14 protein-coding genes are annotated in these 14293 nt (G+C 71.8%); all 14 read right to left on the bottom strand.

The genetic code is table 11. The annotated features are described in order from the left end of the window. Window positions 1-34: 34 nt before the first annotated feature. Window positions 35-1141: a prephenate dehydrogenase gene (locus EV279_RS13885; protein WP_133545003.1), complete on the bottom strand. Its 1107-nt coding sequence runs from the start codon at window positions 1139-1141 to the stop codon at window positions 35-37. Further along, entirely contained in the window at window positions 1141-1968 is an 828-nt protein-coding gene (locus EV279_RS13890) for a pseudouridine synthase (protein ID WP_133544418.1), read from the bottom strand. The genes EV279_RS13885 and EV279_RS13890 overlap by 1 nt, the downstream gene beginning before the upstream one ends. Window positions 1969-2149: 181 nt before the next feature. Then, complete coding sequence (scpB, locus tag EV279_RS13895; RefSeq protein ID WP_133544420.1) at window positions 2150-2779, bottom strand: SMC-Scp complex subunit ScpB; 630 nt, start codon at window positions 2777-2779, stop codon at window positions 2150-2152. Beyond that, window positions 2769-3590: a ScpA family protein gene (locus EV279_RS13900; protein ID WP_243728578.1), complete on the bottom strand. Its 822-nt coding sequence runs from the start codon at window positions 3588-3590 to the stop codon at window positions 2769-2771. Before EV279_RS13900 ends, scpB begins: the two co-directional genes overlap by 11 nt. Next, a complete protein-coding gene (locus EV279_RS13905) occupies window positions 3574-4458 on the bottom strand; it encodes a ParA family protein (RefSeq protein WP_133544424.1) in 885 nt (294 codons plus the stop codon). The genes EV279_RS13900 and EV279_RS13905 overlap by 17 nt, the downstream gene beginning before the upstream one ends. 56 nt (window positions 4459-4514) lie before the next feature. Then, window positions 4515-5438, bottom strand: a complete 924-nt coding sequence (gene xerD, locus EV279_RS13910; RefSeq protein WP_133544426.1) for a site-specific tyrosine recombinase XerD — start codon at window positions 5436-5438, stop codon at window positions 4515-4517. 15 nt (window positions 5439-5453) lie between these two features. Next, the gene (locus EV279_RS13915; RefSeq protein WP_243728579.1) at window positions 5454-6038 is read right to left on the bottom strand and encodes an NUDIX hydrolase; all 585 of its coding nucleotides are present in this window, start codon (window positions 6036-6038) and stop codon (window positions 5454-5456) included. Beyond that, window positions 6035-7777 (bottom strand): CTP synthase, encoded by a 1743-nt coding sequence (locus tag EV279_RS13920; RefSeq protein ID WP_133544428.1) that lies wholly within the window; start codon window positions 7775-7777, stop codon window positions 6035-6037. Before EV279_RS13920 ends, EV279_RS13915 begins: the two co-directional genes overlap by 4 nt. Window positions 7778-7794: 17 nt before the next feature. Continuing rightward, window positions 7795-9492, bottom strand: coding sequence for a DNA repair protein RecN (gene recN, locus EV279_RS13925; RefSeq protein WP_133544430.1), 1698 nt, complete (start codon window positions 9490-9492; stop codon window positions 7795-7797). A gap of 25 nt (window positions 9493-9517) precedes the next feature. Continuing rightward, the gene (locus EV279_RS13930) at window positions 9518-10468 is read right to left on the bottom strand and encodes an NAD kinase (protein WP_133544431.1); all 951 of its coding nucleotides are present in this window, start codon (window positions 10466-10468) and stop codon (window positions 9518-9520) included. After that, window positions 10465-11265: a TlyA family RNA methyltransferase gene (locus EV279_RS13935; protein WP_133544433.1), complete on the bottom strand. Its 801-nt coding sequence runs from the start codon at window positions 11263-11265 to the stop codon at window positions 10465-10467. Before EV279_RS13935 ends, EV279_RS13930 begins: the two co-directional genes overlap by 4 nt. Beyond that, a complete protein-coding gene (locus tag EV279_RS16865) occupies window positions 11262-11423 on the bottom strand; it encodes a hypothetical protein (RefSeq protein ID WP_166644520.1) in 162 nt (53 codons plus the stop codon). Before EV279_RS16865 ends, EV279_RS13935 begins: the two co-directional genes overlap by 4 nt. Window positions 11424-11468: 45 nt before the next feature. Then, window positions 11469-12506 (bottom strand): HAD-IIA family hydrolase, encoded by a 1038-nt coding sequence (locus tag EV279_RS13940; protein ID WP_133544435.1) that lies wholly within the window; start codon window positions 12504-12506, stop codon window positions 11469-11471. Next, window positions 12506-14161, bottom strand: a complete 1656-nt coding sequence (locus EV279_RS17080; RefSeq protein ID WP_243728580.1) for a primosomal protein — start codon at window positions 14159-14161, stop codon at window positions 12506-12508. Before EV279_RS17080 ends, EV279_RS13940 begins: the two co-directional genes overlap by 1 nt. Window positions 14162-14293: the final 132 nt, after the last annotated feature.

The raw sequence follows: 14293 nt of genomic DNA on the forward strand, positions 1-14293 counted from the left end.
GCCCTCGACCCCGATCCCCGGGCGCGTCGAAGGGTCAGTCACTGACACTCGCAATCCTCCAGCCTCGGGCTTCGAGCCCCTCGATGGCACCCCTCAGGGCGCTCGGCACGACCGAGATCTCGGCGAGGCCGAACTGCGCGCCGGGCGAATGCTCCAGGCGCAGGTCCTCGACGTTGACCCCGAGCTCCCCCAGCTCGCCGAAGAGGCGGCCGAGCTGGCCCGGGGTGTCGTCGACCATGACGACCAGGGTCTCGAAGCGGCGATTCTGGCCGTGCTTGCCGGGAAGCCGCTCCACGCCGTCGTTCCCGCGGCGGATGGTGTCGGCGACGGCGCGACGCGCGCCGGGGACGTCGGGATCGCGCAGCGCGTCGGCGACGGCGGACAGGTCGGCGGCGATCGCGTCGAGCACGTCGACGACGGGCGCCGAGTTCGCGCCGAGGATCTGCACCCACAGTTCGGGAGCGGATGCCGCGATCCGCGTCGTGTCGCGCACCCCCTGACCGGCGAGGCGCAGCGATCCCTCGGGCGCGTCGATGAAGCGTCCCGCGAGGAGGCTCGCGACGAGCTGCGGGACGTGCGACACCAGCGCGACGGCCCGATCGTGCTCCTCGGGACTCATCTCCAGCGGCATCGCGCCCAGGTCCAGCGCGAGGCCCTCCACGACGGCGAGATCGGATGCCGAGGTCTCCTCGTCGCGGCACACGACCCACGGGCGTCCGACGAAGATGTCGGCGCGGGCCGAGATGGCTCCGCCCCGCTCGCGGCCCGCGAGGGGGTGCGAGCCGATGTAGCGCCGGAGATCGACGCCGCGCCGGCGCAGCGCGACCAGGGGCTCGAGCTTGACGCTCGCGACATCCGTCACCACCGCTCGGGGGAAGCGCGCGAGCTCCCGCTCGACGACGTCGGCGGTCACGTCGGGCGGGACGGCCACGACCACCAGCACCGGGTCGTCGTCGTCGCGCGCGGCGCGGCCGGCACCGTAGTCGACAGCCAGGCGAAGCTGCGCGGGTGAGGTGTCATCGAGGGCGACGTCGACGCCGTAGGCGGTGAGGGCGTGACCGATGCTCGATCCGAGGAGCCCGGCGCCGACGATCCGCACCGGCCCCTGCACGCGAGCGGAGAGCGCGCCGGTCGCCTGCATCACCGTGTCTCCTGGTCCCCCGGCGACGTCTCGTCCGTCGCCTGGCGCGAGGGTGTCTCGGTCGCGCCGCTGTCACGGCGCGCGAGAGTCAGCAGCGCGCCGCGTTCCACCTTAGTCAACTCGCGTGCCCGGCCGACTGGGAGGGTTCCCAGATGCAGCGGTCCGAACTGGCGGCGGACGAGCTCGACGACGGGATGCCCCACCTCGGCCATCATCCGTCGCACGATGCGGTTGCGGCCGGAGTGCAGCGTCAGCTCCACGAGCGACTCGCCCCCCGCGTCGGAGCTGGACAGGAGACGCGCCTTGTCGGCCGCGATCGGGCCGTCGTCGAGCTCGACGCCGCGGGTGAGGCGCTGGACGGTCTGGGGGCTCACGCGCCCCTCGACCTTGGCGATGTAGACCTTGGTCACGCCGAACGAGGGGTGCGCCAGCACGTGGGCGAGCTCCCCGTCGTTCGTAAGCACGAGCAGTCCGCTCGTGTCGGCGTCGAGCCGGCCGACGTTGTAGAGGCGCTCCGACCACTCCTCCGCGTAGCGGCGCAGGTCCGGCCGTCCGCGGTCGTCCTTCATCGAGCTGACGATCCCGCGCGGCTTGTTGAGCATGACGTAGCGCTTGGACTGGTCGAGCTGCACCGCCGTGCCGTCCACGTCGACGAGGTCGGTGACGGGGTCGATCCGTGTGCCGAGCTCGGTCACGACGGAGCCGTTGACGCGCACCCTGCCCTCGACGATCATCTGCTCGGCGACGCGACGGGACGCGACACCCGCGTTCGCGAGGACCTTCTGGAGGCGGATGCCTTCCGGTCCAGCATCCATATCGGGTGTCATCGTCTCCCCCCATCCGGCGTTCCCGCGGGACCGCCGCGGCTCAGGCTCCGACCGGGCCCGCCGGTCGAGCCCACGCATCGACGCGCGAACCCACGCGCCGGGGTCGCGGGAATGCGAGGGATGAAGCGTGGGTGTGTGTGTTGAGCCTCGGGGCGGGGCCGGGAGTTGGACGACCGGGAATTCATCGGACGATCTCCTCGAAGCCGTCGGCGCCGTCGTCGAGGAGCGGCGAGATGTGCGGAAGCTCGTCGAGGGAGTTGATGCCGAGGTTCACCAGGAGGGCGTCGGTCGTGGCGTAGTGGATGGCGCCCGTATCGGGATCGGTGAAGGCCTCCGTGATGAGGCCCCGCGCCAGGAGCGTCCGTACGACGGAGTCGACGTTGACGGCGCGGATCGAGGCCACCTGCCCCCGGGTGACGGGTTGCTTGTACGCGATGACCGCGAGTGTCTCCAGCGCCGCCTGCGACAGCCGCGACGGCGCCTGCGCGTTGACGAACTCCGAGATGAGGTCGTCGTGCTCCTCGCGCACGTACAGGCGCCACCCTCCTCCCACCTCGCGCAGCTCGAAGCCGCGCCGGGGGCCGGCCGCGCGGCCGTCGTAGTCGTCGACGAGCGACTCGATCGCCTGCCGGACAGCCGGCACGGGGGCGCCGACCGCGGTCGCGAGCGCGACGAGGCTCTGCGGCTCCTCGACGATCAGGAGGATCGCCTCGAGCTTGCGGGCGACGGATGCCTCGTCCCGCGCGCCCGCCGGGATGCGTGCCGCGCCATCCGTCGGCTCCTCGGCCGGCGCGGTCGGGTCATCGGTCATAGTCGGCCCCCAGTGTCGCGAGATTCTCGTCGGACCACCGCTCGGCGGTCCAGCGCAGGGTGAGCTCTCCGAGCGGCTCCAGCTGCTCGAACGAGAGCGCGGCGTGCCGGTACAGCTCCAGGACGGAGAGGAAGCGCGCCACGACGACGCCGGGCTGGGCGACGCCGGCGATGAGGTCGCGGAAGCTCAGCGTGCCCGCGCTGCGCAGCAGGGTGACGACCACCGCGGCCTGCTCGCGGATGCTGACGAGCGGCGCATGGAGATGATCGAGCCCGACGTGCGGGATCTCCTTCGGAGTGAAGGCGAGAAGCGCGAGAGCGGCGAAGTCGTCGACCGTGAGCGTCCAGACGAGCTCGGGCACGGCGCGGCGGTACTTCTCGTCCAGGCGCACCGAGCGCGTGTGCCGCCGGTCCTCGCGGCGCATGCAGCGCTCGAACCAGGCCGAGACCTCCTTGAACGCCCGGTACTGGAGCAGTCGCGCGAAGAGGAGATCACGTGCCTCCAGCAGCGCCACCGACTCGGCGTCCACGACCTCGCCCTGCGGCAGGAGCCCGGCGACCTTCATGTCCAGGAGGGTCGCCGCGACGACGAGGAACTCCGAGGCCTGCTCCAGCTCCTCCTCGGGGTCGAGGTGGCGCAGATAGGAGATGAACTCGTCGGTGACCTTCGAGAGGGCGACCTCGGTGATGTCGAGCTCGTGCTTCGAGATGAGCGTCAGGAGGAGGTCGAACGGACCGTCGAAGACGCCGAGCGACACGCGGAACGAGCGGTCGTCGGGCCCCGGTGTCTCGTCCTCAGGCGACGGCGCCACGGGCGACCAGCTCCCGCGCCAGTCGCAGGTAGGCCTGAGCGGCCGCATGCTCCGGCGCGAACTCGGTGATCGGCATCCCCGAGACCGAGGCATCCGGGAACTTCACCGTCCGCCCGATCACCGTCTCCAGCACGTCATCGCCGAAGGCCTCGACGACGCGCTCGAGCACCTCGCGGGAGTGCAGCGTGCGCGGGTCGTACATCGTCGCCAGCAGACCGTCGAGCGTGATCGTGGGGTTGAGGCGATCGCGCACCTTGTCGATCGTCTCGATCAGGAGCGCGACACCGCGCAGCGCGAAGAACTCGCACTCGAGAGGGATGATGACCCCGTGGCTCGCCGTCAGCGCGTTGACGGTCAGGAGCCCGAGCGAAGGCTGGCAGTCGATGAGGATGACGTCGTAGTCTCCCGACACCTTGCGCAGGACGCGCGAGAGGATCGTCTCGCGAGCGACCTCGTTGACCAGCTGCACCTCTGCGGCGGACAGGTCGATGTTGGCGGGGATGACGTGGAGGTTCTCGACCGCCGTCTCGATGATCGTCTCGCGGGGGTCGCGCTTGGTGTCGATCAGGAGGTCGTAGACGGTCGGGACGTCGTGGGTCTGGATGCCGAGCCCCGCCGACAGCGCGCCCTGCGGGTCGAAGTCCACGGCGAGCACCCTGCGCCCGTACTGGGCGAGCGACGCGGCGAGGTTGATCGTGGTCGTCGTCTTCCCGACGCCGCCCTTCTGATTGCAGAGGGCGATGATGCGCGCCGGGCCGTGGGAGGCGAGTCTCGGAGGCGTCGGGAACCCCTGGTAGGGGCGACCGGTGGGTCCGATGGGTGCATCGTCCGTCGAGGCCTTTCCGGCGCCCCTCTTGCTGCCCGTCACCGACACTCCTGACTGTTGCTTGGTCGATTGTAGCGACCGGCCGCGCCCGCTCCGATTCAGCGCGCCCGGGGGTGCGAGGTCGCGTACACATCGCGCAGGGCGTCGACCGAGACGTGCGTGTAGATCTGGGTCGTCGCGACCGACGCGTGACCCAACAGCTCCTGCACGACGCGGACGTCGGCGCCGCCCTGCAGGAGGTGGGTCGCGAACGAGTGCCGCAGCGTATGCGGCGAGACGTGCGCGCTCAGCTGCGCGCGCTCGGCGGCGTGCTGGATGACGAGCCAGGCGCTCTGCCGCGACAGCGGTGCGCCGCGGGCGCCGAGGAAGAGCCTGCTCGAGGCCTTCCCCCGCCGCGAAAGCTCCGGTCGCGCCCGCGTGAGATAGGCCGCGAGAGCCGCTCGCGCGTAGGAGCCCACGGGCACGATCCGCTCCTTCGACCCCTTGCCCCGCACCCGCAGCGCGTCGCCGGCGGCGAGGTCGTCGACGTCGAGCTGCACCGCTTCCGACACCCGCGCCCCCGTGGCGTAGAGCAGTTCGAGCAGAGCGCGGTCCCGCAGCGCCACGACGTCGCCCTCCGCCGAGGAGCCGGGCGCCGGCCCCGAGGCGTCGAGCAGCTTCTCGACCTGATCGATGGTCAGGGCCTTCGGGAGGCGCCGCGGAAGCTTGGGCGGACGCAGCCGCGCGGACGGGTCGTCGCCCTCGATGCCCTCGCGGGCGAGGAACCGGTGCAGGCCGCGCACGGACGACTGCAGGCGCGCGAGGCTGGATGCCGCGGGCGGCGGCACCGCGGAGGCCCGCTCGGCGGCGAACTCGGCCACGACCGCCGGCGTGACGGCATCCGAGTCCGCGATCCCGCGGGCCGCGAGCCATTCCACGTATCCGGCGAGATCGCGGCGGTAGGCGGCGACGGTGTTGTCGGACAGGCCGCGCTCGATCGACACATGACGCACGTAGGCGTCGACCGCACGTTCGAGGCGCATCGGCGTCCGAGCCGCTCAGCCGCGCCGGAGCTTCTCGGCCGTCGCGAGCACCCCGGCGGTGAGGATGCCGTTGCGCAGGCGTCCCTCGAGCACGCCGGTGACGGCATCCTCGAGCGGCACCCACTCGATGCGGATGTCCGCCTCCTCCGCCTCACGTGCGTGCGCCTCGCCGATCGGCGACAGCCCGCGCGCGAGGAACAGGTGGACGACCTCGTCGTTCCCGCCCGGCGTCGTGAAGATGCTGACGAGCGGCTCCCAGTCGGCCGCCGCGAGGTCGGCCTCCTCCTGAAGCTCCCGCTGAGCCGTCTCGAGCGCGGACTCCCCCTCGTGGTCGAGGAGACCCGCCGGGATCTCCCAGTCCCGATGGCGGATGGGATGCCGGTACTGCTGGATGAGCAGCACGCGCTCCTCGTCGTCGAGCGCCACGATCGCCGCGGCGCCGGTGTGATCGATGTACTCCCGCGTCAGCTCCGTGTCGTTGTACCGGAAGGTGTCGCGTCGGATGTCCCACACCATGCCGTCGTGGACGACGTCGCTCGTGACGATGTCGGGCTCGACCGGCTCGTCGCGGATCTCGCCCGCGGGCACGGCCCCCGTCACGCGGCGGATCCCGGCGCCGCGGCGAGAGTCGGCTCGGGCGCCTCGTCTTCGTCGACGTCGAACAGCTCGCTCGCACGGTGGCGATCGAGCGCTGCCCCGACCAGGCCGCGGAAGAGCGGGTTCGCGTCCGTGGGGCGGGAGCGCAGCTCGGGGTGCGCCTGCGTCGCGATGTAGTACGGGTGCACGTCGCGCGGCAGCTCGACGTACTCGACGAGATCGAGGTCGGGGTTGATGCCCGAGAAGACGAGGCCGGCTTCGGCGATCCGATCGCGGTAACGGTTGTTGACCTCGTAGCGGTGGCGGTGGCGCTCCGACGCCGTCGTCGTCCCGTACACCTCGGCGGCGATCGAGCCGTCGAGCAGCTCGGCCGGGTACAGCCCGAGGCGCATCGTGCCGCCGAGGTCGCCGTGCTCGAGGATGTCGATCTGCTCCTCCATCGTGGCGATCACCGGGTGCTCGGTGTCGGGGTCGAACTCGCTCGACGAGGCGTCGGCGATGCCGGCCACGTGGCGGGCGTACTCGATGACGATGCACTGCAGACCCAGGCAGATGCCGAGGGTCGGAATCCCCTGCTCGCGCGCGAATCTGAGTGCGCCGATCTTGCCCTCGATCCCCCGGATGCCGAAGCCGCCGGGGATCACGATGCCGTCGAGCGGCGCGAGCGCGCGCTCGGCGCCTTCGGGGGTCTCGCACTCGTCGGAGGGGATCCAGCGGATGTTGACGTGCGTCTCCTGCGCGAATCCGCCGGCCTTGAGGGCCTCGGTGACCGACAGGTAGGCGTCGGGCAGGTCGATGTACTTGCCCACGAGGCCGATCGTCACCTCGTGCTTGGGGTTGTGCACGGCGTTGAGGACGCGCTGCCACCGCGACCAGTCCACCTCGTTCGCCGTGCCGAGGCCGAGCGCCCGGACGATGTACTCGTCGAGGCCCTGCTCGTTGAGCATCGAGGGGATGTCGTAGATCGACGGGACGTCGACGGCGTTCACGACCGCACCCTCGTCGACGTCGCACATGAGGGCGATCTTCCGCTTGTTCGACTCCGTGACCGGGCGGTCGCTGCGCAGCACGAGCGCGTCCGGCTGGATGCCGATCGAGCGCAGCGCCGCGACGGAGTGCTGCGTCGGCTTGGTCTTCTGCTCGCCGGACGCGCCCATGAAGGGCACGAGCGACACGTGGACGAAGAAGACGTTCTGCCGGCCGAGCTCGTGGCGGATCTGCCGCGCGGACTCGATGAACGGCTGCGACTCGATGTCGCCGACCGTGCCGCCGATCTCCGTGATGATGACGTCGGGCCGGGGCTCCTCGGTCGCCTGCAGGCGCATGCGCCGCTTGATCTCGTCGGTGATGTGCGGGATGACCTGCACCGTGTCGCCGAGATACTCGCCGCGGCGCTCGCGCGCGATGACCTGCGAGTAGATCTGTCCCGTCGTGACGTTCGCGGCCTCGCTCAGCTCGATGTCGAGGAACCGCTCGTAGTGCCCGATGTCGAGGTCGGTCTCGGCGCCGTCGTCGGTGACGAACACCTCTCCGTGCTGGAAGGGGTTCATCGTGCCCGGATCGACGTTGAGGTACGGATCCAGCTTCTGCATGACCACGCGCAGACCGCGAGCCGTCAGCAGGTTGCCGAGGCTCGCTGCGGTCAGACCCTTGCCCAACGACGAAACGACACCGCCCGTCACGAAGATGTGCTTGGTGGTGTCGTTCGAAGTACCGGATCCCGCTGCGTCAGAAGTCTGCATCACGGGCTTTTATCCTATCAGCCGGCTCCGGTGCGAAGACCGAGCAACTCGCGGGCGTGTGTCAGTGCGGCATCGGAATCGGGCATGCCGGACAGGAGCCGAGCCATCTCGGCCTCGCGGTCGGCTCCCTCGAGCCGACGGACGTCGGAGGCCGTGACCGACCCGTCGCTCGCCTTGACGACCGTCAGGTGGTTGCCGGCGAATGCGGCCACCTGGGCGAGGTGCGTGACGGCGATGACCTGGGATGCCTCGGCGAGCCGCGCCAGCCGGCGTCCGACCTCTATCGCTGCTGCGCCGCCGATGCCGGCATCCACCTCGTCGAAGACGAAGGTCGGGACGGGGTCGACGCCCGCGATCACGACCTCGATCGCGAGCATGACGCGGCTGAGCTCGCCGCCGGATGCGCTGCGGGCGACCGGCCTCGGCTCGGATCCCGCGTGCGGCGCCAGCAGGATCGCGACCTCGTCACGGCCGTGCGCGGACTCGGCTCCGGGCGTGACGGCGACGACGACCCGCGCGTCGGGCATCGCCAGCGCGCGCATCTCCTTCGTGACGGCGGCGCCGAGCCGCTCGGCCGCTTTCGTGCGGGCCGCGGTGAGCGCGGCCGCTGCCGTGTCGAGAGCGGATGCCGCGGCATCCTGCTCGTCCGTCAGCCGCTCGATGCGATCGCCGTCGTCGTCGAGCTCCGCCAGCCGGGCCGAGCCGGTCTCGAGGAGCGCGATCGCCTCGTCGAGGGAGCCGTGAGCGCGAATGATCCCGCCCAGGACCGCGCGGCGCTCCTCGACGGCGGCGAGCTCGTGCGGGCCGGTCTCGTCGAGGTCCGCGAGGTACGCGGCCAGGTCCGCGGCGAGGTCGGCCGCGCGATAGCCGAGGTCGGCGGCCTGCGCCGCGAGGTCCTCGAGACCCGCATCACGCGCGGCGCCGCGATCCAGCGCGCGGCGCGCTTCTGCGAGCAGGATGCCGACGTCAGGCTCGTCGCCGTCGCCCGAGAGCATGTCGTGCGCGGTCGCCGCGGCTGCCCGCAGCTCCTCCGCGTTCGCGAGGCGCTCGGCGCGCGCGGCCAGTTCCGCGTCCTCACCGGGTGCGGGCGACGCCTGTTCGATCTCGGCGATCGCGGCCCGGAGCTCGGCGGCCTCGCGTGCCCGCGAAGCGCGGTCGGTCGTAAGCGTCTCCAGCTCGGCGTGGACCGAGCGCCAGTGCTGATGGGCGCGGCGGTAGGCCTCCAGCGCCCGCGCGACGGGCGCGCCGCCGAACCGGTCGAGCGCGTCGCGCTGCGCCGCCGCCGACCGCAGCCGCAGCTGGTCGGACTGCCCGTGCACGACGACGAGCTCGTCGGCGAGGTCGGCGAGGACCCCCGCGGGGGCGGACCTTCCGCCGACGGTCGCGCGGCTTCGTCCCTCGCTCGAGATCGTGCGACCGACGAAGAGCTCCGCGCGGTTCCCGCCGATCGGCTCGAGGTCGCCGCCGGCTTCGCGCACCCGTTCGGCGACGGCGCCTTCGGCCGGCACGACCCAGACCCCGTCGACGGATGCCTGTGCCGCCCCCGACCGCACGGCACCGGAGTCGGCACGCTGGCCGAGGAGCAGGCCGAGCCCGGTGACGACCATGGTCTTGCCCGCTCCAGTCTCACCGGTGATCGCGGTGAAGCCCGGGCCGATCGGCAGTGTCGCCTCCGCGATCACCCCGAGATCCCGCAGGCGCATCTCTTCGATCACGAGACGCCCTCCGTCGTGCGCCGCCTCATTCGCCGGCCACCGTGTCGAACCGGATCGGTGCGGTGAGGGGCGACGGGCCGCGCCATCCTTCGACCGGAAGGCGGAACTTGCGCACCAGGCGGTCCGTGAACGCCGCCGGGTGGAGGCGGGCGAGACGGACGGGGCGCTCGGAGCGGCGGACGATGACCCGTGCGCCGCGCGGAAGATCGTGGGACCTTCGGCCGTCGCACCACAGCACCCCCGAGCCCATGTTGCGCTGCAGCAGCTCGATCGCGACCGCATGCTGGGGCCCCACGACGAGCGGCTTGGCGAACAGCGCGTGCGCGGACAGCGGCACGACGGCGATGGCGTCGACGGTGGGCCAGATGACGGGACCCCCCGCTGAGAAGTTGTACGCCGTCGAGCCGGTGGGCGTCGACACGACAACCCCGTCGCAGCCGAAGGACGAGAGGGGTCGGCCGTCGACCTCGATGACGACCTCGAGCAGTCGCTCCCGACTCGCCTTCTCGACGGTCGCCTCGTTGAGCGCCCACGTCTCGTACACGACGCGGTCGTCGCCGTCCTTCACGCGCACCTGCAGCGCCATGCGCTCTTCCACGTCGTAGTCGCGGTCGATGACGCGGCGCACGGCGTCGTCCATGTCGTCGCGCTCGATCTCGGCGAGGAAGCCGACGTGCCCCATGTTGATGCCGAGGACGGGCGCGGTGCCCTCGCGGACGAGCTCTGCCGCGCGGAGGATCGTGCCGTCTCCGCCCAGGACGATCGCCAGTTCGACATCGTGCACCGCGACATCGACCCCCAGCGTCGCGACGCCGCTGACGTCGATCGATGCGGCCAGACCCCTGCGGTCGTTCTCGGCGAGCACGGGACGCGCCCCGGCGTCGCGGAGCGCGGACAGCACGCGCTGTGCAGCCTCCACGGTCTCGTCGCGATAGGCGTGCGCGACCACGAGGATGCTGCGCTCCGGATCGGTCATCGGGCTCCCGCCAGTCGGTTCACCGTGCTCAACCATTCTGTCGGATTGGCTCCCCGGCCCGGCGCGAGGTGTGCCACGTACTCCCTGTTGCCGTGGGTGCCGACGATTGGGGAGGAGATGATGCCGAGAGTTCCGAGGCCGCAGTCCCACGCCGCCCACAGGACGCGCTCGACCGCGTCGATCCGCGAGCCCGGATCGGTCACCAGTCCCCCCTTGACCGCTGTGCGTCCGACCTCGAACTGGGGCTTGATGAGCAGGACGAGATCGCCGCCGGCCGCGCACACCCCCGCGGCGGCAGGGAGGACGAGGGTCAGCGAGATGAACGAGAGGTCGCCGGTGACGAGGGACGGCGCCTGCGGGACGCCGGATGCCTGGGCGAGCGACTCGCGGGTCATGAACCGGACGTTGAACCCCTCGACGCCGACGACGCCGGCGTCTTCCCGCACGATGCCGGCGAGCTGCCCGTGCCCGACGTCGACCGCGATCACGGGGTCGGCGCCGCGTTCGCGCAGCACCTGCGTGAACCCACCGGTCGAGGCGCCCATGTCGAGGGCGACCCGGCCGCGCGGGTCGAGGTCGAACGCGTCGAGAGCCGCGAGGAGCTTGTGCGCCGCGCGGCTGACGTAGTGGTCGGCGCCCGCGACGGCGAGTTCGGCGTGCTCGGCCACAGGTGTGGACGCCTTCACCACGGTGCGCCCGTCCACCGAGACGAGTCCCTCCGCGATCAGGGCGGCGGCGTGGGTGCGTGAACGCGCCAGCCCGCGCTCGGCGAGGGCTGCGTCGAGCCGGCGACTCATGGACGCGCGGCGGTGGGGCTGGAGTCCAGCTGCCGGGCGAGGGACTCGGCCAGCGACTCGTACGCCGCTGCGCGCGCGGGCAGCGGTTGGGCCTCGATCACCTCGAGCGCTGAGACGAGATCGGCTCGGGCGTCGGGCTGCGGCTGCGGGCGCTCCATGCGTTCAGGATACTTCCGCACCCGGCATCCGCCCCGGATCGCCGGTCAGGGACGGTGGAAAGGGTCCGCGTAGAGGCGCTCGGGAACCCGGAATCCGTAGATCGCGCGCCCGGTGTCCCAGATCGCCTTCGCGCCGGCACGGAGCAGATCGATCGGCTGGTCGCCCTCGGAGAGGATGCGGACATCCGCCCCGTCGATTCGGACGCTCGCTCCGCGGACGGTCACGACGCCGTCGCGGACGCGCGGTTCGGGGTACGGCTCGTGCAGTTCGCGAAGGTCGCCGAGCAGATAGGTCGGCTGCGAGTCCCGGGGCGCCGCCAGGACGTGCTTCGGCCGATCGATCCCGGTCAGCACGAGTGCGGAGGCGATCCCCGCGCGATTCGCGCCGACGATGTCGGTGTCGAGCCTGTCACCGAGGAAGAGCGGCCGAGCCGCCCCGAAACGCGCGACCGCCTCGTCGAAGATCGGCGTCTCGGGCTTGCCCGCGACGGTCGCGAGGCGCCCGACGGCGGTGTGGACGGCGGACACGAGCGTCCCGTTCCCCGGCGCGACACCCCGCGCCTGCGGGATCGTCCAATCGGTGTTCGTCGCGACCCAGGGGATGCCGCCCTCGTCCTCGGGAAGCTTGAGCGCGTAGGCGGCCTCGGCGAGCTGGAGCCACCCGACTTCGGGTGCGAATCCCTGAACGACGGCCGCGGGGCCGTCCTCCGCGCTCCGCGTGACGACGAATCCCGCCTTCTCCGTTTCGTCGACGAGGCCGTCTCCGCCGACGACCAGGATCGTCGAGCCGGGCGGCACCATCGTCGTGAGCAGACGCATCGCAGCCTGCGGGCTGGTCACGACCTCGTCGGGCGCGGTCGGCAAGCCCAGTTCGCTCAGGTGCGCCGCGACCGAGGCGTCCGTCCGCGAGGCGTTGTTCGTGATGTAGCCGAGCCGGCGCCCCGTCCGGGCGCGGTTCAGACTCTCGACGGCGTGCGGCAGAGCACCCGCGCCGGCGTAGACCACGCCGTCGAGGTCGGCGAGCACCACGTCGACGCCGTCGAGCGGCGCGGCAGGGGCCGACCTGCGGGTGAACAGCGCCATCAGGCGCGATCCTCCTCGTCGCGGTCGCCGGTCTCCACGGGCGCGCCGGTGTCGTCGCCGCCGTCGGCGTCGTCGGCGTCGTCGGCGCCGTCGATGCCGGCGTCCTCGAGGATTTCCCGCACTTCATCGTCGATCGTCACGCCCGCGCCGCCCGCCGCCGGAGCCGCGTCGGCCACCGTGACATCGACGGGCTCGTCGGCGCTCAGCTCCCGCTCGGGGGCGTCCCCGGCGACTCCGTCGTCCTCGTCGAGCGGGACCTCGACGACCTCCTCGACCTCCTCAACCTCGATGACCTCCAGATCGCCGACGCCGGATGCCTCGTCCAGTGCTTCCGCCGCGACGATCGCCCGCTCCTGCCATCTCCGCGCCTCGTCGTCGCGACCGAGCTCCTCGAGCACCGCAGCGCGTGCCGCGAACAGGGCGGGAGTCCACTCGTACGCGCGGTCGGCGTCGAACTCCGGGATCTCCAGTTCCGCCAGGGCGCGCTCCGGCTCGCCGAGATCGAGCCGCGCCCCCGACATCGCGATCGCGAGTTCCACGCGAACGGGGACCGGGAGGATGCTGCGGTCCACCGCGCGACCGACCTCGAGAGCCCGATCGGGACGGCCGACGCCGCGCTCGCTGTCGACCATCAGCGCGATCTGATCCTCGCGCCCCGAGATGCGACGATACGTCCGCAGCTCGCGAAGGGCGAGGGCGAAGTCACCGGTCGCGTACGCGGTGATCGCGAGCGTCTCGCGGACAACCGCGATGCGGCCCGCTCGCCGGGACGCCGAGAGGGCGTGCTGATGCGCCAGCTCCGGGTCGTCTTCTATGAGCTGCGCCGCCATCGCCAGGTGGCGCGCGACCCAGTCGGCGTTCTCCTTGCTGAGCGTCTTCAGCTCGTTGCGAGCCGGAGCCGGAAGATCGCGTGCGGTGATCTCGTCGGGAACGACGGGATCGTCGTGCCGCGGGCGGATCGACCGGATCTCCTCGGGTCGCGTCGCGCGGTCGGGGCGGTCTGCGCCGCCGCGAGTCGGGCGATCCTGGCGGGGCCGGCTGGAGTGCCCCTCGCGGGGGGCGTGAGACCTCGACGCCTCCCGCCGCCCGTGCGGCTTGTCGCCCTCGCGCCTCGGGTAGGGCTTGCGGTCGCCGGACGTACCGAACGGCTTGTCGCCGTCGCGCTTGGCGTAGGGCTTCGAACCCTCACGGCGCTCGTACGGCTTGTCGCCGTCGCGCTTGCCGTAGGGCTTCGAACCCTCACGGCGCTCGTACGGCTTGTCGCCGTCGCGCTTGCCGTAGGGCTTCGAGCCCTCACGGCGCTCGTACGGCTTGCCGCCGTCGCGCTTGCCGTAGGGCTTCGAACCCTCACGGCGCTCGTACGGCTTACCGCTGTCGCGCTTGGCGTAGGGCTTCGCGTCCTCACGGCGGCCGTACGGCTTACTGCCCTCGCGCTTCAGGTGGGGATCGCGGTCGCCGGACCTGCCGTAGGACTTCGCATCGCCCGCGCTCGACGAGCGCCTCGGCGGGTTCTCCGATCGCCGCGCGCGGTGGTCGTCGCGCGGCTCCCTGCGCGACTCGCCGCTTCCGCTGTTCGAGCGCGGATCGGTTCCCCGGGGTCGGTCGCTGCGCGGTCGGTGCTCGCGCTCGTCGTCGCGAGGCTCTCGATCTGCCATTACTCGATCCTCTCGGAGGCGCGCCGTTGCGGCGGTTGACCCCTTGTAACGCGAAATGGCCACCCAGCGTTGGGTGGCCATTTCTCGGAAGAAGTCCGGCGGTGTCCTACTCTCCCACAGGGTCGCCCCTGC

Origin of the sequence: Microbacterium sp. BK668 (assembly GCF_004362195.1) — a bacterium.
Lineage (GTDB): Bacteria > Actinomycetota > Actinomycetes > Actinomycetales > Microbacteriaceae > Microbacterium.